The following is a 19,098-nucleotide window of genomic DNA, read 5'->3' as shown; positions in this document are numbered from 1 at the left end:
CTAATCAACGGGCATTTGATCAACTCATCAACAAGCATCAACGGGCATTAACGGGCATTTAATTGGGCATCACACGCACCCGATCGCCATCTTTCAGGTAGGGCCCACCCTTGACCACGACTCCTTGGCCCGCTTGCAAACCGCTGCGCACTTCCACCCGCCCATCGGGGAGCACCTTGCCCACTTCAACGCGCTGGGCACTAACTGTGTTGTCGGGGTTCAGGCGATAGGCGATCGCCGTGCCATCCGGCTGTGGCAACACCGCTTTGGCCGGAATCGCCAGGCCGCGACCCATGGAAACCCCCACGGCGGCCCGCAAAAACATCCCCGTGCGCAGTCCCGGCGAGGGTTGCAGTTCCACCTTGACCGTGGCCAGGCGGGATTGGGGGTCGATCGTGGGGTCAATTTCGCGCACCCGACCGTTAATCACCTGCCGGGTGGCATCCACGATCGCCTGCACCGGTTGCCCCGGCTGAATACCCCGGAGTTGGGTTTCGGGAACTTTCAAATGCAGTTCCAGCTTGCCCACCGCTGCAATTTGGAAGAGCGGCGTATTGGCCGTCACATTGCCCACGGTGGTTTCCCGCTTCACAATCACCCCCGGCGCGGGAGCCAAGACTCGCGAATTTTTGAGTTGCTCCATGATTTGGCGCACCCGGCCACGCGCCTGCAAAAAGCGGGCTTCCGCTTGGGTAATGTCTTCTCGGCGGTTACCGGTGGCTAACTGGCGGTAGCGCTGCTGGGTTTCCGCAAAGCGGGCTTGGGCCTGTTCAAGGGCCGCCTCGTCGCCCCGGGCCCGGGTAATCACTTCATCCAAGCGATCGCGCGAGATTGCCCCCTCATTGGCCAAGGACTGGTTGCGATCGACTCGCAATTTTGAAAGGGCCAGGTCAGCTCTGGCGCGATCGACCCCCGCCGCAGCCTGGCGGGCCGCCTCGCGGGCCTGGGCAATTTCCTCCGGCCGGAACCCACTGCGCAACTTTGCCAGGGCCGCTTCCTCTTCCAAGGCCTGGGCGCGGGCTTGACCCAACTGGGTGCGCAACAAGGAATCATCCACGATGGCCAGGGTTTGCCCCTGCTGCACCACTTGCCCCTCATCGGCCAAAATTTGCAGCACCTTTAGCCCAGTACCCGGCGGTTGCACGGGCACTAGCTCACGGGCCTCGATCGTGCCGCTGGCTTCGATCGTCCGGCTCACTTGGGCCAATTCTGCGGTGGCAATGGTCACCGGCTGTTCGCTGCCGGTCGCCGGGGGCGCGGGGGCCGTCGCGGGCTGTTGGGCCACGGCGGGTTGCGCTTGGGGATTGCGGCCTCCCAGGGCAAAGCTCACCCCCAAACTGACCAACACCCCCGCCCCCAGTCCCACCAACAACCCCCGGGGGCCGCTCAGCCAAGCAGTTCCCGGGAGCCACAGGTCATCTCCAGGGTCAAGGGCTTCGTCATCCAGATCAAGGATCTCGTCATCGATCGGGGTCGGTGGCATGGGTGCGGGTGAAGCGTCCGTTGTGGTGCGATCGGGCAAGTCGAGGGCCATGGTTTAACCCCAGGCGGGTGGCAAGTGAGAGGCAATTGGCGGCGATGGCGTTAGGCGGTCTGTTCGCCCAACGTCACAGGGGCAATTCCAGCGGGTCAATTCCACAGGGTAAGGAATTCAAACCTGAATCGTGATCCCTGGAAGCTAAAGAAACATGAAATTTTTTTGCATCCTCTTTAAAGATTACCCCAACCATGCCCTGAGCTTGGGATCGATTGGCAGTTCCGATGACAGTTCCGATCGCCCCTCCATGCCCCCAATCGCTGCCAATCAACAGCCGACGCGGATTGGGCATCCAAATCCTCTCCATCCCCCCCGATCGCACCGCACCGATCGCGCCGTCAACCTCCTGCGGGCGCGATCGATAATGGAGCCTGCCCAATCCCACAGCAGTCCAGCAATCAGGAGCCAGTTCATGGCACAAAAGCAGCACAAGTCGGGGTGGATCAGGCAAGGGGGGTGGCGGGCTAGCCGGTCTGACCTTTGGCAATGGGGCAAGGCCGCCCGTCAGCGGCTGATTCAGTGGCAGCGCTTGTCACCGGAGCGATCGGCCCAGCTCAATCACATGCTCTGGGAAGATGCGCGGATCGATCGCCCTTACCTCACCCAAGTCCTCGCAGCCTGTCTGATTGCCTCCTTTGGACTGTTGGCCAACAGCGTCGCCGTCATCATTGGGGCCATGATCATCGCTCCCCTGATGTTGCCCATTCGGGCGATCGCCTGGAGCGTTGTGGCGGGCGATTGGTCTCTGTTTCGGCGGGGTTTTGGGTCGCTCAGTTGTGGTGTGTTTCTGGCGATCGGGCTGTCTGCCTTGGTTGGCTGGTTGGCAGGCATTCCCGCCTTTGGCAGTGAAGTGCTGGCCCGGGGAAATCCCAACCTGTTGGATTTAGGCGTGGCCCTCGTGGCCGGAGCGGTCAGCGCCTATGCCATGGTGCAGCCCAAGGTTTCGGGAACCGTGGCAGGAACCGCGATCGCCGTGGCCCTGATGCCGCCCGCCTGTACCGTTGGCCTCGCCATTTCCCAGGGCTATGGTCTGTTGGCCCAAGGGGCCGCCCTACTGCTGTTGACAAACCTCTGTGGCATTGCCTTGGCTGCGGCACTAACCTTCTGGATTCTGGGGGAACTGCCCCTGAAAACCGGCCGCCACGGCATGACCGCGATCGTCGGCATGACCCTACTGTTAGCCGTGCCGTTGACCTACAGCTTTTCCGAACTGGTGCGCCAGGCCCGGCTAGAAGCCAGCTTGCGCCAAGCCCTGCTCGATCGAACCCTCACTTTCCGGCGCGTGCAGCTCATTGACAGCAGCGTTAACTGGCTGGCCAGCCCACCAGAAGTTCGCCTCACCGTTCAATCGGCCGAGAGCATTTCGCCCTTTCAAGCCCAATTGCTCGAAGAATTTCTGGAAAAAGCCATGGGTCAACCGTTCCGGCTCGTATTCCTGGTCAGTAAAGTTTCGGAAATTCACTCAGATTCGCGCACTGAGCCGGAGCCACCCCCGCCAGCCCCCCAATAGTTTCAACCGATCAGCCCGATTCCTTGGCCAAATTCACCAGCCAGATTCAGTTGTTAAAACAGTTGTGATCCGTTGTTCAAAGATCAGTTGTTAAGAGAAGTGGGTACTGCGGGCCAGGGCGCGATCGCCCCTCTTAGGATATTGATCAAGACACAAAGGGATTGAGACACAAAGTTGCGATTAGGTGTCAGTTTTTATGACTCTTGTGGCAGAACCATCCGATCGCGTTCGTACCCTGCTGTGGTTGCGAGGCCTGACCACCGTTGCTTGGGCCGATGGTCACCTTGATGATGAAGAACGGGAAATCATCACCTCCCTCACCCACGAAACCCTCGACCCTGAAGCCATCCTCGAACCCCTCACCCCCGAAGAACTGGCCGCCGAACTCGGAGACGACCCCCACCACGCAGATAACTTCCTGCGCACCGCCGTGATGGTGGCGATCGCTGACGGCATTTACTCCGACTCCGAAGATCAGCTCATTCGGCAGTTCAGCACCGCCCTTGGCCGCAAAATTCCCGCCTTTGAAGCCCTACAACAAACCCTCAATTGCGCCGAGCCGATTCAGACCCACCCCGACCCACACCGGGGCGATGTGCTCAACCCCGTGCGCCATTGGCTCGATGGTTTGGAAATTCACAATCCCAAAGTTGCGCATTTTCTCTGTAAAATGATCCCCGCCCAATGCCCCTTCGAGCGGGATGTGGTCGTTTTTGGGCGCAAGCTGGCCCACATTCCCCCCATGTGCAAGCTCAACCCACTCTACGACCAGCTCATGGGGTTGCGATTCCGTGCTCTCTCCTACTTGGCAGACGACTGTGGTGAAGACATCACCCCCTACTGCTAGGTGGGTTCTGGGGGCGATCGGGGATCTCCGCCCAACCCAAAGCTACCGCTAGCTCGATCGCGAGCCTTCATCCCCCGGATCATCTGCGATCCCCGGCTAGGGTTGCTGGACTTCCCCAATACTGCTTTCCCATCATTTCGCGCCACTATTTCATGCAATTTATTGATCATTCAGAAATCGTCGTCCAAGCTGGCAACGGGGGCGACGGCATCGTTGCCTTTCGTCGGGAAAAATATGTGCCCGCCGGGGGCCCCGCTGGCGGTAACGGGGGCCGGGGCGGCTCCGTTTACTTTGTTGCCACCGATCGCCTGCAAACCCTATTGGACTTTCGCTACAACGCCCGCTTCAAGGCCCAAGATGGAATGCGCGGCGGCCCCAACAATTGCACCGGCCGCAGCGGCGAAGATTTAGTGGTGGAAGTGCCCTGCGGAACAGCGGTTTATGATGCCAACACCCGGGTTTTGGTGGCCGATTTGGTGCAACCCGGCCAGCGGATTTGCATCGCCAAAGGGGGCAAGGGCGGCCTCGGGAATGCCCATTTTTTGAGCAACCGGAACCGCGCACCGGAACTGGCCCTGCCTGGGTTACCCGGCGAAGAATTTCGGCTGTATTTGGAGCTGAAGCTGCTGGCGGAGGTGGGGATCGTGGGGCTGCCGAATGCGGGCAAGTCCACAATGATTTCCGCGCTCTCGGCGGCCAAGCCAAAAATTGCCGACTACCCCTTCACCACCCTCGTGCCGAACTTGGGCGTGGTGCGCCGGCCCACGGGCGATGGCACGGTATTTGCGGATATTCCCGGTTTGATTGAAGGGGCCCACGAGGGCTTGGGTCTGGGTCATGAATTTCTGCGGCACATTGAACGAACGCGGCTGCTGTTGCACTTGGTGGATGCGACAGGAGAAGACCCGATCGCGGCCTATCACACGATTCAAAACGAGCTACAGGCCTATGGACGCGGCCTGACCGATCGCCCGCAGATCCTAGCCATTAACAAAGTGGACGCGGTGGATGCCGATTGGGTAGATACCCTGATCGAGGAGCTGCAACCCCACCACCCGGAACCGATCCTGAAGGTATCCGCCGCCACCCGCCATAACTTGGATGGGCTGTTGCAGCGGGTTTGGGATTGGCTGGATCAGTTGGGCCCCGTCGTTTTGGAGTTGCCCACCCTGCTCGATCGCCCCCTGCGCGGTGATGGGGTTGAGTTTGATGATGAGGACTTTGACGAGGACGAAGACTGGGAAGACGACGAAGACGGCCCCGAAGTGATTTGGGTTGGCCATTAAGCGCCGGAATCTCCTCAGGTCAACCCAGGCCGGTTAGTCGGCTAATTCTGTCCAGCCGGTCGCATCCTTGGCTGGGCCGGGAGCTGGGGCAGCCGCCGGGGCGGAACGCGGGGCGGCCGGCGTGGTGGCGGTGGCGGGATCGGTGCTGGCGGGGGTGGAACTGGTTTCGGGGGCGATCGCCTGGGCTGGTAGATTGCTGGGCCGCTGGGCCGTCAAGGCCGGCGGGGGCGTTTGCCAGGTGATTTGCCCCTGATCGCGCACATCCACCGTGATCGATCGCACCTGTCCTGCCCCAATCACTTGGCATTCAAAGCGGTCGCCCGGTGAAACCACTCGATAGGGTTGTCCACAGTCAATTTTCAGGCTGTTGCTGGGGCCGCTGGTGGCCTCTTGGGCCGCCAAGGCTGTTTGTAAGTCGGTCTGCAAGGAGCCTAAATCCAGCAGCCGCCAAGAATTAATCACTTCCCAACGAATGGTGGCGCGATCGTCCACTTGGGTCACAGCCACAAAGAAATTGCCCTCCGGTTCCAACTTGCCCACACATTCAAAAGTTTGCCCCGTCCGAGGGGTTAAATTCGCCGGGCAACGCAACTGGTTGACCGGTACTTTAGCGTTGAGTAATTCCTGCTGAATTTGAGCGGAAATTTTTTCCGTATCGAGTTTGGAGCAGCCTCCTAGAAGCAGCCCCAAGCCAGCCAGGGCGATCGCTGATCGAGCACTAATTAACATGATCAATAAATAGTGAAATAGATCAAGATTCCAGTCAAATTAAGGTTTTTAAAAAATCATGACTATCTAGGGTGACTCGATCGCCAATGACACGCGATCGCCCCCAGCTTTCTGCAACTTACCCAAGAGTTTGGCGAGTTGCTCATAGGCAACTTTGTTATCGGCTTTTAATAAAACAGCACCTTCGGGACTTTTGCTCAAATAGGTTTGCACCTGCGAGATCAAATCTGCTTCGGAAACCAGTTGGCTACCCACCGAAATTTGCCCAGTACTGGACAGGCTCACCATCAGCGGGTCGGGTGTTTTTTCTTTGCTGGCTGGGGGAGCATCTGCCTTGGGCAGGTTAATTTTCAGGGCGCTATTATTCCCCGTCAAGGTCATGGAGACAATGATAAAAAAGGTCAAAATGGTCATGATCACATCCATCATGGGCACCAAGTTAACCTCGGGAATCTGCGAAGAAGGCTGATTACGACGATTGCGGGAATACATATCATGTGCTCCTAGAAAACTGTTTTGCGCTCTGCATCAATCAAGATTTATTCATAACTTAACTTGGCATGAGTTAGTTAGTTGTTGCAGTTTTTTCAGATCTTAGATTGATGCCATTCAAGTTTGAGTCAGATTCTGCTTCTGACGCATTCGTGTTTGAATCATCTCGGTTGGCTTCATACCAGACCTGCCGATAAATCAGTTCGAGGGCAGCGCCTACCTGGGAAAAGTACTGCATTTGCTTAGTTTGGAAAGTCACTAAGATTCTGAGAATACTCAAGGCTAAAATCGCCGCGATCATTCCTCCGGCCGTTGTGGTGAGGGCTTCCCCAATCCCGGCTGCTGCTTTGCTGGCTTCTTCCGCACCGCCAGAGCCGCCGATGTTGAGGTTGGCAAAGGTGGCAATCAAGCCGGTCACTGTTCCCAACAGACCCAGGAGCGGGGCAATGCCCACAACGCTTTCAAGGAGTTTGTCCCCACGATGCATTTCAATAAACTCGCGATCGGCTGCTGTTTCCAGGGCAAGACGGAAGGTTTCTGGGGTGGGATCTTGGAGCCGCAAAGGAGCTAATAAAAATCGCCCGATCGGCAATTCCTTGGCTTGGCGGGCGATCGCTGCTGCATCTGCCAAATCGTAGTGGGCGGCTTCTAAAACTTCCCGCACAATACGATCTTCACGGCTCAGGAGTTGATACCAAAACCACGATCGCTCTAGTCCGCAACCAACCGTGGCGATCGACATCCCGACAATGGGGATCATCACCGGCCCACCAACAGCAATCAACTGAAACAAATTCGACATCGATTCCTAGCTCCTATTTGGGTTCCTGAACAATGGCTACGATCGGGCGATCAATGAATCCATATTTTGTGGAAGGTGATCATTGGAAATTAAACAAGCGATCGCCCAGGTAATTCTGGTTTTGTGCGGCTGGGTTAATGTCTCATTGAGGTGCAACCCGCCAAACAACCACGATCGTGCCGCTGTTGTCAGCCGTTGGTACTAGGTTGAGGTAAAGCACCAAGCTGGCTTTTTTCACGCGATAAACAAAACCACCGCCATATTGCTGATTGGTTTCTTGGGGATCAAAGCCGTTGTTAACCAGGTTGGTGCGGAAATAGGCATCAAAGAACGTCGTGGGATCTTCGCCAGCCACAAACTTCATGGCAGCAATTTCCGATCGAGCCGTGCCAGCCGGGAAGAAATCATTGGGTTGAGCAAACTGAGCGGCGGTTGCATCCTCTGCCGCCAAACCACTCAGCACGCTGTAGATTTCATTCGGCACTTCGATCGCCTTGGTCAAATCTCCCAAGCCAACAGGCTGCTCTGACAAAACATAAATTGCCCCCAATTCCTCCGCATTCAAAATGCTCAAAAATTGCGTTAACCCATCACGGGAAACCTGCAAAACAATCCCGCCGTTGGCACTACCATTAGCCGGTTGAACTGAATACTTGCGAGCCGCCAATTCTTTTTGGAAAAACTGCGACACTTCCGCCAGAGATGTGCCCGTACTGAGGCAAGACTGCAAATTAAAGCAGCCTGGTTTTGCCCCTGGATATTGTGGAAAGTCTTGCCAGGGGTTGGCTCCGGTGGCGGGTGGGGCGGTGGTCGCGGGTGCAGTGGTCGCGGGTGCGGTGGTGGCAGGCGGGGTCGTCGCGGGTGGCGGGGTTTGGCGAGGCCGCTGCACGATCGGCCGCTGGGCGGGGCGCACAGGGGGGCGATTAGTCGCTGGTCGTTGAATGGGCGATCGCGCGGGCGGTGTGGGTCGTGCCGGTGTCAGGGGGGCTGCCTTCGCGATCGGCTGGCCCGGCATGGGCAACTGCACGATGCGCACCTTTTTCTCTTGAGGATTGGTGGGCGGTGCTTTTGCCTCATCTCCAGTGGAAATGAAGCCGAGCACAAGATGCAGACCCAATGCCAACGCCATCGTGCCCCAAAACAAACCCTTCGATTGCGGAACCGGACTTTCTAAAACATGCAACCAAGCGATCGCCTCGGGGGAATCGTCATCAGGATTCGCCGCCAAATCGACCTCGATCGAGGGCTGAAACTCTCCGGTCTTTCGTTCAAAAGCCAGAGAGTCCAAATTCGGTAATGAAGGAAACAGTTTAGGTAAAGCCACGATTAGGGAGCGAGGAAGGAAGCGTCACGTCAATTGACGAGATAATTCACTAGAGGCAAGCAATGAAGGCAAACAAGACCACACAACATCATCAGAGAAGTCATTCGAGGTTAACGTCTTTGCTTACAAGGAAAGGCTGCCTTCGCAAATTCACTCATTTTCGTGAACTTGCAAAAACTGCCTTTGAGTTAACCTCGACATTCTTCAACAAACTAGTCAAGCCACTCCAGAAAGTTAATTACTTTTGATGTTGCTCAAAAGCATCTTTCATTAGCGGTTGGTATAGATTTGATCGAAGACTGCACCCTCATCAAAGAACTTTTTGTTGACGGCATCCCACCCGCCAAAGTCATTGACCGTGTAGAGTTTGTTCACCTTGGGGAATTTATTTTCAAACTCGCGGACAACACCAGGCTCCACAGGACGGAAGCCAACTTTGGCAAATTCGCGTTGGGCTTCTGGCGTGAATAGGAATTTCACGAAAGCTTCCGACACCGCCCGAGTGCCACGACGGTCAACAATTTTGTCAACCACTGCTACAGGCGTGTCGATCGAAATATTGGTTTGCGGAACCACATAGAACAGGGATTGTTGGCCTTGCAGTCCGGCCAAAATCACTTCGTTTTCATAGTTCAGCAACACATCGCCTTGATTCGCTCGGAAAAACACATCCGACGATTCGCGAGCATCCTTGGGCAGCACCGGCACCTTGCGATAAACCTGCCGCACGTAGTCCAAGGCTTGTTCTTCGCTGCCACCGGTATGGGTAACTGAACCCCAAAGGCCTAGGAAATTCCAGCGAGCCACCCCGGAAGTTTTGGGATTGGCGGTAATGATGCTGACTTCAGGCTTCAGCAAGTCTGGCCAATTGCGCACAGCCTTGGGATTGCCCTGACGGGTGACGAACGCAATCACCGATCGCGTCACGATCGCATTATTGGGCGCTTCACTTTCCCAACCGGGGTTAATTAAACCGCCCTTTTCTAGGCGCTTGGTATCTGCGGCCAAAGCCAACGCTACCACGTCCGCTTCTAGACCATCCAAAACTGCACGTGTTTGGGATCCGGAGCCGCCGTAGCTAGCATTAATAACAACTTCTTGCCCCTGTTCGCGTTTCCATTTCTCCACGAACAACGGGATGATTTTGTCGTAGGCAGCCCTGGTAACGGCATAGGTCACCAAGGTAATTTCTACAGGCTTGTTCTGGCTAATTTGTAACGGCTGATTTTGGGGAGACGGATTGCCTAGGCGTGCGCTCGCCGCATTGGTGCTGGTGGGCGACAGTGCCAAAACACTGAGTCCGCTGGCCACGGCCAGGGCGATCGATCGCAGGGCTGTGCGGCGGCCAAGGCGCTGGGCCTTTGAGTTCAGGGGGTCGAGCTGTGAGCGGAGAGCTTGCAGGGATTGGAGGAGAGACAATCGCATGGTGCTTGGCTGAAGGGGGGCAGGCTGTTTTTTATAAACCCCGGTATTCCGATCGGCTTTTAGGATTTATTGAGCAAGATGATACTCATGCCCCCAGGGAAAGTCAATCGAATTTGCTCAAAAACGGTCTAAAAATCAGGAAATTCTCAATTAGCTCTGCAAAACGAAAGCCGCCTATCAGTTTGATATGCTCAAGACAAGATCTTTAGAATACAAAAACGGAATACAACAACCAAAATAGGCAATTCGGCACTTGAGCTTAAGCCAGAAATAGAAAGATGAAACTAAACAGAAAGCCCAAACCAAGCAAAAATTCAATCAAGAATTCAATCAAGAACCCAATCAAGAACCCAATCAAAACGGGGCGATCGAACTGAATCGATCGCCCCGTTTGATATCAATGGCAACTGATAGCAACTAATCGCCGCAATCAGTCTCAGCAGTTGTCCAGCAAACCCGCTGCCTTAGAACAAGCCCAAGGTCAGGGACTTGTCGATCGGCATGATTGCGCCGATACCCAACCAGATGGCAAAGGCAGTTCCAAACAGGAACGAAGCCATGGCCACCGGACGACGGAAGGGGTTTTGGAACTTGTTCACGTTCTCAATGAACGGAACCAGCATCAAGCCCAGAGGAATGCCGCCCATGCAGGCGATACCCAACAGCTTGTTCGGCAGAATCCGCAGGATTTGGAACACCGGATACAGGTACCACTCCGGCAGAATTTCCAGCGGCGTGGCAAACGGATCCGCCGGTTCACCCACGATCGCCGGATCCAGCACAGCCAGACCCACCATCAGGGCGAAGGTTCCTAGGATCACCACCGGAAACACATAGAGCAAATCGTTCGGCCAAGCGGGTTCACCGTAGTAGTTGTGACCCATGCCCTTGGCCAGCTTCAGGCGCAAGTTCGGATCGCTCAGATCCGGCTTTTTGAGGATGGACATCGCTAAACGCTTCTCCGTGAAGGGAATTTAAAACGGCAGGTGGGACAAGGGTGGAGCCGGTTGCTCCCTGTGTTCTTTAGTCCGATCCTGAACGATCCTTAAGACCAATCCTGAAGACCAATCCTAAAAAAGCTCCCGAGGGAGTTCAAGACGGTGATACACAATTCAACAACCGGCGAATGAGCACCAAGCCAGCCACACCCGGTAGCGCATCTTTAGAGGGGGCCCGAGATCCCTTGCTTGCGGATCATCAGGAAGTGCATCAGCATGAACACGGCGATCATCCAGGGCAGGACGAAGGTGTGCAAGCTGTAGTAGCGAGTGAGGGTGCCTTGGCCAACGCTTTCGCCACCGCGCAGCAGTTCAACAATGGTCGAGCCGACGACCGGGATCGCCTCAGGCACGCCGGACACGATCTTCACAGCCCAGTAGCCCACTTGGTCCCAGGGCAGCGAGTAGCCGGTCACACCGAAGGAAACGGTCAACACGGCCAACACCACACCCGTTACCCAGGTCAGTTCGCGGGGCTTTTTGAAACCACCGGTCAGGTACACGCGGAAGACGTGCAGGATCATCATCAGCACCATCATGCTGGCAGACCAGCGGTGGATGGAGCGGATCAGCCAGCCAAAGCTCACGTCGGTCATGAGGTATTGCACCGACGAGAACGCTTCTGCCACGGTGGGCTTGTAGTAGAAGGTCATGGCAAAGCCGGTGGCAAACTGGATCAGGAAACAGACCAGCGTGACACCGCCCAGGCAGTAGAAGATGTTGACGTGGGGCGGAACGTACTTGTCCGTCACGTCGTCGGCGAGTGCTTGGATTTCCAAACGCTCGTCGAACCATTCGTACAGTTTCGACATAGCTGCGGAGTCCCTTGCTGGAAACGGATGAGGCTGAAACTTAAAAATGCATGGCGCTTTTTAAAAAATTTAACACACTGGAAATCCTCCCAACCTGATACGGAGACCCGATCAGTGGTGCGATCGCGCGGAGGGGGGGATTTACTTTGCCTTCGGGAGTGCCTGGCTATGGCGCTGACCCATCCGGGGAGTCCGTAAGCCATTCTCAGGAAGGGGATGGCTCAGGGGGCGATCGCGCCGGGCCGGGTTGTCACTCGACCGCGCAAGTTAAACAATTTTGGGTAGGGTTTGAGGAAGCCCCTTTCAGCAGTTAGGATCGGTTTCATGCTTAAGAATCTGATTCAAAAACCATTTAGGGTTGGACTCCTCCTAGGGTTATGGGTGCTGCTGCTGTGGCTGGGTGGGCCCACCGATCGCGCTTGGGCCATGACCCAGGAGCAAAAGCTGCTGAGTGAAGCATGGCGAATTGTTAACCGCGCTTATATAGACGACACGTTTAATCATCAAAACTGGTGGTGGATTCGTGAAAAGGCGCTGAAAAAGCCCTTGCGCGATCGAACGGAAACCTATGGAGCGATTCAAGAAATGCTGGCGGTCTTGGGGGATCCCTTCACCCGATTCCTGTCGCCGGAGCAATATCGCAGTTTGCAAACCAACACTTCCGGGGAACTGACCGGGGTGGGGTTACAAATCGCGCTCGATCCCGAAACGGGCGCTTTGACGGTGGTGGCTCCCTTGGCGGGTTCACCGGCCGATCGCGCGGGAATTTTGCCCCAGGATCAAATTCTGAGCATTAACGGCATCCCCACCAAGGCCATGAGCTTGGATGAAGCGGCGGAGCGAATGCGCGGCCCCTCGGGCAGTCAGGTGCGATTGCAAATTCAGCGATCAGGGGAACCGGAACCTAAGGACTACGACTTGGTGCGCGATCGCATTGCGATTAATCCGGTAGTGGCGGAGTTGCGGCGCGATCAGGGGCGCAATATTGGCTACCTGCGCCTCAGCCAGTTCAATGGCAACGCAGCGGCGGAAATGGCCACCGCCATCAAGCAACTGTCGCGACAAGGGGCTGAGGGGTTTGTGCTCGATCTGCGCAATAATCCCGGCGGACTGCTACAGGCGGGCATTGCGATCGCCCGACAATGGATTGATAGCGGGCCGATCGTTTATACGGTGAATCGCCAAGGGGTGTTCGACTCCTTCGAGGCCAGCGGCAATGCCCTCACCGATGCGCCGTTGGTGGTGTTGGTGAATCGGGGAACCGCCAGCGCCAGCGAGATTTTGGCCGGGGCGTTGCAAGATAGCGGCCGGGCCCAATTGGTGGGCGAACGCACCTTTGGCAAGGGGTTAATTCAATCCCTGTTTGACTTGGCCGACGGCTCCGGACTGGCGGTAACCATCGCTAAATATGAAACCCCATCCCACCGGGATATCAACCAAGCCGGCATTGAGCCGAATCGCCCCATTGATGGCCCACCCCCGCTGCCGATTGGGGATCGATCCGCCCCCGATCGGGTCGATCCCCAGTATGATGCGGCGGTGCAAACCCTACTGGCCAACTTGACGGGCACGGTAACGGCCCGTCGCTAAAATCAGCCCCTGGCGCAATCATCATGCCCAGGGGCGATTAACTTGGCTATTCAATTTGCAGGTTTTGGCTGGTTGCAGCTTGGCCGGATGCAGATTGGCTTCAATCAGGCAACCATCACGAAACCCAAGCGCGTCCTAGAGGCGCTCCTCAAAGCGTTCCAACTGCTGAGGCTCACGCATCGGCAGCTCCACCGGTTCTAAGCGTTGCAGCTCCGGCAGGGCCACCGGTTGCATCACCCGCCGCTCCACTTGATGCAGCTCGATCGGGATCGCTCGGCGAGTTTCCACTGTCGCTTGCCAATGTTCCGCCAAGGGCAAGGCCCGTTCCAAGTCTTCCAAGGCGCGGGGAATCACCATCACCGCATGGAGTTGGCCAATCCGTTCTGCTTCAGCCATGCCAATTTGAATCGCCATACCCACGTCAGCCACGGAGCCGCGAATGATGGCGGTGCAAAGGCCATCCCCGATCGTCTCGTAGGCGGCCAACCGCACATCGGCTCCCTTGAGCATGGCATCGGCGGCTCCCACCATGGCCGGAAAGCCGACGGTTTCTAATAAGCCCACCGCTTGATTAGCAAACGGGCTGCGGGGCATTTCCGCCAAAGCGTCCCAACTGGGTGGCCGAATCGGCAACACCGCATCCAAGTTAGGCAGCGGCCGCGGAATCACGGTTTTGCCCACCAGTTGCCCAAATTGTCCGGCAGTTTCTGCGCCAGCTTCCACGGCAATTCGCACATCAGCAACGTTGCCCCGCACGATCGCGGTGCAATGGCCGCTACCGGTTTTCTCGAAACCCACCAGGGTCACCCCCGAAGATTTCAGCATCATGTCCGCAGTGCCGACAATTGCCGGAAAACTGCGGGTTGAGACCATGCCGAGGGCAGATTGATTTGCGGGAGTGGCAGCGGTCATCGGAGAAAAGGGAGGGACGCAAGGGGAACGATCGGGGCAATTCGGGGCAATTCAGAACATTGCTGCCTCTATCTTAGGCCTGCCACAGGTTCGGCCCGCCACAGAGATTGGCGCGATCGGGAGAAGAGGGACTCAGGGTTCATCCCGATCATCCGCGCCTGGCGAGTGGGCAGAGGGCAGTTGACCGGCTCCATGGGTTCCGTTCAGGGATTGCTGATAGGGAAACATCATGGACAGCAACCGATTCACGTGGCTGCGTCCATAGACTTCCACCTTTTGCTCCACAATTTGATGCTCAGTGGTTTGGGTAACGATCGCGCTTGGGGTGGGCGGCAGCTCGGCCACAGTCGGTGTCGAGGCCAGCGGCTCTGAGGTGGTTGAGGTTGCTGAAGTGCCGGGAAGAATGGCTGGCGTGGCGATCGGGCGCGGCTGGATGGGGCTGACACCGGGGGCCAAACCCGGCGGTGCTTGGTAGGGCACGGGTTCCGGCAAGGGCGGCGCAGCGGGCGGTGCAGGCGGAAAAGGACTCCCGGAAAATCCCGGGCGGTAGAAACGGCCGCTCCGATCCTGGCGTTCTTCATCGTCCTCATCCCAGGGAGAGGGCAACGGATCGGGCGGGTCGTCGGTCACCGGGGCGTTTGGTTGCGGGCTGGGGGCGATCGAGCTTTGGTTGAACTGAGCGGCGGCCGGTAAATCTTCAGCCCTCAAATCTCCCGTATTTAAATTCTTAGCCCCTGGATTTTCAGCCCCTGAATTTCCCGGATTTGAATTTTGAGTTCCTGAATCTCCTAGGTCTGAATCTCCTAGACCTGAATCTCCTAGATATTGACCCGGCGCAATTCGCTGACCAGGGGCGATCGACTGGTTCAAAACAGTCGTGCTGGGGCCAATGCAAGCCGATCGGCCCACCCGTACCGCACCAATCAGCAGCACAGCGGCCCCCAGATGGGCCGAGGCTTCCAGGACAATCTGCCCCCCTTGACAGGCATGGACAACAGCGCCCATCCCGATCGTCACGTGGGGGCCGATCGTAATTCGGCTGCCCGGATCCGCCTGTAACAGCACCCCGGGGGCGATCGTCGCCGTTGGATCAAGCGTCACTTCGCCGGAAATCCAGGACTGGCGATCGTCCACCGGATGTAGCGGTTGCAGGGTCATCATGCGGCAGCCGAATAGGGGGATGGGGGCCTCCGGGTCTTAGCGACCGGGACGCTGAACCACTTCTTCGTAAACGCGCTTCTTGGCCGTCGGGTCGATGCCAATCACACGCACGTAGCTTGTGGGATTATTTGCCAAGCAAGCCGTCAGGGCCGCCAGCACTTGGTTAGCCGAGGAGCCTTCCAGACCGCCGCAGCTCGTCCAAGCATTAGCCCGGAACCGACGCGCATCGGCATATTCAGCGCCAATTCGGTAGCCTTGGCTCAGGAGCTTTTGGATTTGCTGGGCCACGGCAGCGGGCACGTTTCCGGCACTCACCGGAGCAGAGCCATTGGTGCTGGCCGCCGCAGGAGCGCTGAAGCTCACCGCATTGTTGGCCGCTTGCACACCGGGACGCTGAACAATGATTTCAGCGGCGCGGCGCTTGCTGCCGGGTTCCACAGCCACCAAACGCACATAGGCGGTGGCGTGCTCGGCCATGCAGGCGCTCAAGGACGCGATCGCCTCCCGTTCCGAAGTGGCTTGCACCGAACCGCAAGTCGTCCAAGCGTTGGCTCGGAAGCGACGCACATCGGCAAATTCCGCCGTGATTTTGCAACCCCGGGCCACCAGTTGCCGAATTTGGGCTGCTGCTTCCGCCGAAATGCCACCCGTAGCCACCGCTGCACCATTGCTGGCAGCGGCTGCCGAAGCACCGGTCACCGCCTTGGCTCCGGAACCGTCGGGCCGTTGAATCACCGATTCAAAAACGCGCTTCTTAGCCCGTTTATCAATCCCAATCAGGCGCACATATTCGCCCGCATGGTCAGTCAAGCAGCCTTGGAGCTGGCTCAACACCTGGGACTCGCTGGTGGAGTCGATCGGCTTGCAGCTCGTCCAAGCATTGGCCCGGAAGCGGCGCGGATCCGCATGTTCCGTACCAATTTGGTAGCCCTGGGCTAGCAGTTGGCGCACTTGGGTGGCCAAATCACCACCAACCGCACCGTTACTGGTCGGAGCTTTGGAGCCGTTGCCGTTACTGCTCGGTTGGCTGGCTTTGGCGCTGGTGACCGTGCCTTGACCCACCTTGTCGCCCGGGCGATGGACAACCGATTCATAAACCCGTTTCTTAACCGCAGGATCAATTCCGATCACCCGCACATATTCACCCGCGTGATCACGCAGGCAGCCTTCTAGGGCCGTCAGCACGTCGCTTTCATAGGCCGATCGCGGCAGGGCGCAGCTCGTCCAGGCATTGGCCCGGAAGCGGCGTGCGTCGGCATATTCAGCGCTGACTTGGTATCCCTGAGCCAGCAATTGGCGAACCTGTTGCACCAACTCGGCGCTCAACGTCGTCGTAACCACGGAACCCCCAGAACCTTCAGAACGATAATCTTGAACAGCAGAACCGTTGGCGGGCCAATTGCCCGTCGGGTTGGCGATCGCCCCCTCAGGCCAATGATCCAACCCGGCCAACTGGCGCACAAACTCCCGATCGCGCTCCCGAGCCACCGGCAACGCATCGGCCTGTTCCTGCGTCAGAATCGTTGAACCCGACGGCACGTAACGCCCCGACGGAATTTCCACGTCTTGAATCAGCACATGCATCATCACAATACAGCCATCGCCGACCCGCGCATTAAACACGGTCGATCGAAAGCCAATGAAGCAATCGCTGCCGATGTAGGCGGGGCCATGAATCAGCGCCAGGTGTGATACTGTCGCCGATTCACCAATCCAAACCGCATAATCTTGGCCGTCATCCCCCAACACACAGCCGTCGGCCAACCCATGGATCAACGCTCCATCTTCCACCGATGCCCCCGCACCGATGTGAAACGCTGCGCCCCGATCGGCTCGCACCGATGTGCCTGGCCCCACCCTTGCCCCAGCGGCGATCGTTACTTGACCAACCACGTTGGCGAACGGATGAACTTGAGCCGTGGGATGGATGGCGGGCCGCACGGATTGATCGGAAGCCAGTGACTTCCGATCAATAACCGTTCCATTTGCCCCTCGCGATCCCATGCTTAAAACCTCCGTCACGACTTCACTAACAATTGCTGCGATTCGCTAGCGAATGCTGCAACCAGGAAGCTTCCTACTCAATCGCGGTGCAGGTGGCTGCGTTTGCGACCCAGGCTGGCAGGGCCGAACTGGCTGCCTTCCATGTCGTTGATTTAGATGATCAAGTGACTCCATTGAGTTGACCTGATCACTAGATCGCCGCACTTCAGTTGCCATTCACCCAAGCTGCCATGAGTCCCCATTGCCATTAGCCACCCTTAATTGCAAATCCCTAGAACAGACCTAGAAGTAAGTCCCTAGACCATTCCTGGCAACTCCGCACTGGTGACCCTAATTCGGCAACCGGGCATTATTGGGCAACAGCAGCCGGTCTTCATCACTCTTGCTGTACAAGCGCATATTCTCAGCGCTCACGGTGTCGATGATCGCAATGGCCGCCGCGTCAATTGGACGACCTTCGCCCCCCTCCACTTGACGAGCAGCACTGCCCCGGGCCACCAGCACCCATTCATCCATGCCAGCCCCCACCCCGTCAGCCACCACCTCATATTTCGGCGTGAGCTGACCAGCCGCATCGACCAACTGCACTAACAGAAACTTCACACCCCGTAGGCTGGGTTCCTTTTGGGTGCTAACCACCGTGCCGCAGACCCGTGCAATTTGCATAGCAACTGATTCAAACCAGCACTGTGAACGATCGCGAAAACAACAGGCACTTTGAAGCTTTTTTTACGAGGACTCACCCTCAACACTCCTATCCGTTTTAGCCACTGACCTGATCGAAGCGATCGCCTCGATCAGAAAGTTCTAAAAACGCTTTGCAATTCAATAAATTGCATTGTTTCGGAATATCGGGACAAGCACTGACTAACCGACAGTGCGATCGAGTCGTTATCAGACCCAAACAAAAATTTTTGGCCCGTTGGATGAAGTTAGGTCTTAACCAATTTCGATAGGGCGATCGCGTCATGCCAGCGCATTCGGAACCTTGATCTCAACACCAATGGTTTAAGCTCCCCAGTCCCCTGGGGTTTGCCCGCTGATGGAGACGACTGATTCTCATGCTCGATCGCTTAAAAACTGCTGCCCGCTGAAATTGCGTCAAAGCCTAACGCAGCCAACTTCGCGCTTGGATGACTATTCCGAGAACTGTTGCACTGCCTCGGTGTAGCGGATCGGCAGCACATACTCCAGGTTTTCGTGGGGACGAGCAATGATGTGGGTCGAAACCACTTCACCACCGTTCACGCGGCGCACGGATTCCACGCCAGCGGCCACGGAAGCTTGCACTTCCGACACATCGCCACGGACGATCACGGTCACGCGGGCGCTACCAATCTTCTCGTAGCCCACCAAGGTCACCCGAGCGGCCTTCACCATCGCATCAGCGGCTTCCACAACGGCGGGAAAACCACGGGTTTCAATCATTCCGACTGCAATAGGCATTGCCGAACTCCTTATGTTGTGTCGTAAACGCGAATGTTGTAGAACGCCTTGGTTGTTTCCAAGGACGATCGTCCCTGCGCTAGTGCGATCGCGGCATTTATCGTACCCCCCTTGGGGATCTGGCGCTAGCCATTATTTCTCAAGAATTGGAAATAATACGCACGATAGAACGCGGGTTTTCGTAAAAAAACCCACTAAACCCGCGATTCCCCCGCAGAATAGC

The 19,098-nt window shown here is 57.0% G+C and carries 17 protein-coding genes; 4 read left to right on the top strand and 13 right to left on the bottom strand.

Translation table 11 applies throughout. The features are described 5' to 3' along the window. Positions 1-58: 58 nt before the first annotated feature. Positions 59-1,534 (bottom strand): efflux RND transporter periplasmic adaptor subunit, encoded by a 1,476-nt coding sequence (locus H6F46_RS14685; RefSeq protein ID WP_190355503.1) that lies wholly within the window; start codon positions 1,532-1,534, stop codon positions 59-61. Positions 1,535-1,688: 154 nt separating this feature from the next. Between H6F46_RS14685 and H6F46_RS14680 the strand changes: the two genes are divergently transcribed. From H6F46_RS14680 to obgE, 3 genes are all read left to right on the top strand, one after another. After that, positions 1,689-3,047: a DUF389 domain-containing protein gene (locus H6F46_RS14680; RefSeq protein WP_242027973.1), complete on the top strand. Its 1,359-nt coding sequence runs from the start codon at positions 1,689-1,691 to the stop codon at positions 3,045-3,047. Between the two features lie 196 nt (positions 3,048-3,243). Beyond that, positions 3,244-3,894 (top strand): Mo-dependent nitrogenase C-terminal domain-containing protein, encoded by a 651-nt coding sequence (locus tag H6F46_RS14675; RefSeq protein ID WP_099532896.1) that lies wholly within the window; start codon positions 3,244-3,246, stop codon positions 3,892-3,894. A gap of 152 nt (positions 3,895-4,046) precedes the next feature. Then, positions 4,047-5,180 (top strand): GTPase ObgE, encoded by a 1,134-nt coding sequence (gene obgE, locus H6F46_RS14670; RefSeq protein ID WP_190355502.1) that lies wholly within the window; start codon positions 4,047-4,049, stop codon positions 5,178-5,180. A gap of 33 nt (positions 5,181-5,213) precedes the next feature. Here obgE and H6F46_RS14665 read toward each other — a convergent pair whose 3' ends face one another. The 7 genes from H6F46_RS14665 to petB form a co-directional block, all read right to left on the bottom strand. Beyond that, the gene (locus tag H6F46_RS14665; RefSeq protein WP_190355501.1) at positions 5,214-5,909 is read right to left on the bottom strand and encodes a DUF4333 domain-containing protein; all 696 of its coding nucleotides are present in this window, start codon (positions 5,907-5,909) and stop codon (positions 5,214-5,216) included. A gap of 66 nt (positions 5,910-5,975) precedes the next feature. Then, positions 5,976-6,401: a biopolymer transporter ExbD gene (locus tag H6F46_RS14660; RefSeq protein ID WP_190355500.1), complete on the bottom strand. Its 426-nt coding sequence runs from the start codon at positions 6,399-6,401 to the stop codon at positions 5,976-5,978. A gap of 73 nt (positions 6,402-6,474) precedes the next feature. Next, positions 6,475-7,203 carry a MotA/TolQ/ExbB proton channel family protein gene (locus H6F46_RS14655; RefSeq protein WP_190355499.1) on the bottom strand — a complete coding sequence of 243 codons (729 nt, stop codon included), beginning with the start codon at positions 7,201-7,203 and terminating at the stop codon, positions 6,475-6,477. Between the two features lie 142 nt (positions 7,204-7,345). Continuing rightward, positions 7,346-8,527, bottom strand: coding sequence for a hypothetical protein (locus H6F46_RS14650; protein WP_190355498.1), 1,182 nt, complete (start codon positions 8,525-8,527; stop codon positions 7,346-7,348). A gap of 270 nt (positions 8,528-8,797) precedes the next feature. Then, the gene (locus H6F46_RS14645; protein ID WP_190355497.1) at positions 8,798-9,952 is read right to left on the bottom strand and encodes a sulfate ABC transporter substrate-binding protein; all 1,155 of its coding nucleotides are present in this window, start codon (positions 9,950-9,952) and stop codon (positions 8,798-8,800) included. Positions 9,953-10,416: 464 nt separating this feature from the next. After that, positions 10,417-10,899: a cytochrome b6-f complex subunit IV gene (gene petD, locus H6F46_RS14640; protein ID WP_099533292.1), complete on the bottom strand. Its 483-nt coding sequence runs from the start codon at positions 10,897-10,899 to the stop codon at positions 10,417-10,419. A gap of 215 nt (positions 10,900-11,114) precedes the next feature. Continuing rightward, complete coding sequence (petB, locus tag H6F46_RS14635) at positions 11,115-11,762, bottom strand: cytochrome b6 (RefSeq protein WP_099533293.1); 648 nt, start codon at positions 11,760-11,762, stop codon at positions 11,115-11,117. Positions 11,763-12,077: 315 nt separating this feature from the next. Here petB and ctpA point away from each other — a divergent pair, with 315 nt between their 5' ends. Continuing rightward, a complete protein-coding gene (gene ctpA, locus H6F46_RS14630) occupies positions 12,078-13,352 on the top strand; it encodes a carboxyl-terminal processing protease CtpA (protein WP_370567161.1) in 1,275 nt (424 codons plus the stop codon). A gap of 135 nt (positions 13,353-13,487) precedes the next feature. On the opposite strand, the gene H6F46_RS14625 is transcribed toward ctpA, so the two are convergent. The 5 genes from H6F46_RS14625 to H6F46_RS14605 all read right to left on the bottom strand — a co-directional run bounded on the left by H6F46_RS14625 (position 13,488) and on the right by H6F46_RS14605 (position 18,875). Continuing rightward, positions 13,488-14,264, bottom strand: a complete 777-nt coding sequence (locus tag H6F46_RS14625) for a BMC domain-containing protein (protein WP_099533294.1) — start codon at positions 14,262-14,264, stop codon at positions 13,488-13,490. Positions 14,265-14,396: 132 nt separating this feature from the next. Then, complete coding sequence (locus H6F46_RS14620; RefSeq protein ID WP_190355496.1) at positions 14,397-15,425, bottom strand: hypothetical protein; 1,029 nt, start codon at positions 15,423-15,425, stop codon at positions 14,397-14,399. Positions 15,426-15,461: 36 nt separating this feature from the next. Beyond that, the gene (locus H6F46_RS14615; protein ID WP_190355495.1) at positions 15,462-17,429 is read right to left on the bottom strand and encodes a ribulose bisphosphate carboxylase small subunit; all 1,968 of its coding nucleotides are present in this window, start codon (positions 17,427-17,429) and stop codon (positions 15,462-15,464) included. 330 nt (positions 17,430-17,759) lie between these two features. Beyond that, positions 17,760-18,095, bottom strand: a complete 336-nt coding sequence (locus tag H6F46_RS14610) for a EutN/CcmL family microcompartment protein (RefSeq protein ID WP_099533297.1) — start codon at positions 18,093-18,095, stop codon at positions 17,760-17,762. 471 nt (positions 18,096-18,566) lie between these two features. After that, a complete protein-coding gene (locus H6F46_RS14605; protein WP_099533298.1) occupies positions 18,567-18,875 on the bottom strand; it encodes a carbon dioxide-concentrating mechanism protein CcmK in 309 nt (102 codons plus the stop codon). Between the last annotated feature and the right edge of the window lie 223 nt (positions 18,876-19,098).

Origin of the sequence: Limnothrix sp. FACHB-1083 (assembly GCF_014696485.1) — a bacterium.
Taxonomy (GTDB): domain Bacteria; phylum Cyanobacteriota; class Cyanobacteriia; order CACIAM-69d; family CACIAM-69d; genus CACIAM-69d.
Note: the sequence above shows the minus strand (reverse complement) of the source record. Positions and strands in the feature narration are given on the sequence as shown.

What these genes read in the sequence shown, in the direction of transcription:
- H6F46_RS14625 (WP_099533294.1), bottom strand. Translation starts at nt 14,264, where the DNA reads ATGACCGCTGCCACTCCCGCAAATCAATCTGCCCTCGGCATGGTCTCA.
- H6F46_RS14675 (WP_099532896.1), top strand. Translation starts at nt 3,244, where the DNA reads ATGACTCTTGTGGCAGAACCATCCGATCGCGTTCGTACCCTGCTGTGG.
- H6F46_RS14665 (WP_190355501.1), bottom strand. Translation starts at nt 5,909, where the DNA reads ATGTTAATTAGTGCTCGATCAGCGATCGCCCTGGCTGGCTTGGGGCTG.
- petD (WP_099533292.1), bottom strand. Translation starts at nt 10,899, where the DNA reads ATGTCCATCCTCAAAAAGCCGGATCTGAGCGATCCGAACTTGCGCCTG.
- H6F46_RS14680 (WP_242027973.1), top strand. Translation starts at nt 1,689, where the DNA reads ATGAAATTTTTTTGCATCCTCTTTAAAGATTACCCCAACCATGCCCTG.
- H6F46_RS14620 (WP_190355496.1), bottom strand. Translation starts at nt 15,425, where the DNA reads ATGATGACCCTGCAACCGCTACATCCGGTGGACGATCGCCAGTCCTGG.
- H6F46_RS14615 (WP_190355495.1), bottom strand. Translation starts at nt 17,429, where the DNA reads ATGGGATCGCGAGGGGCAAATGGAACGGTTATTGATCGGAAGTCACTG.
- H6F46_RS14645 (WP_190355497.1), bottom strand. Translation starts at nt 9,952, where the DNA reads ATGCGATTGTCTCTCCTCCAATCCCTGCAAGCTCTCCGCTCACAGCTC.
- H6F46_RS14660 (WP_190355500.1), bottom strand. Translation starts at nt 6,401, where the DNA reads ATGTATTCCCGCAATCGTCGTAATCAGCCTTCTTCGCAGATTCCCGAG.
- H6F46_RS14605 (WP_099533298.1), bottom strand. Translation starts at nt 18,875, where the DNA reads ATGCCTATTGCAGTCGGAATGATTGAAACCCGTGGTTTTCCCGCCGTT.
- H6F46_RS14655 (WP_190355499.1), bottom strand. Translation starts at nt 7,203, where the DNA reads ATGTCGAATTTGTTTCAGTTGATTGCTGTTGGTGGGCCGGTGATGATC.
- H6F46_RS14685 (WP_190355503.1), bottom strand. Translation starts at nt 1,534, where the DNA reads ATGGCCCTCGACTTGCCCGATCGCACCACAACGGACGCTTCACCCGCA.
- petB (WP_099533293.1), bottom strand. Translation starts at nt 11,762, where the DNA reads ATGTCGAAACTGTACGAATGGTTCGACGAGCGTTTGGAAATCCAAGCA.
- obgE (WP_190355502.1), top strand. Translation starts at nt 4,047, where the DNA reads ATGCAATTTATTGATCATTCAGAAATCGTCGTCCAAGCTGGCAACGGG.
- H6F46_RS14610 (WP_099533297.1), bottom strand. Translation starts at nt 18,095, where the DNA reads ATGCAAATTGCACGGGTCTGCGGCACGGTGGTTAGCACCCAAAAGGAA.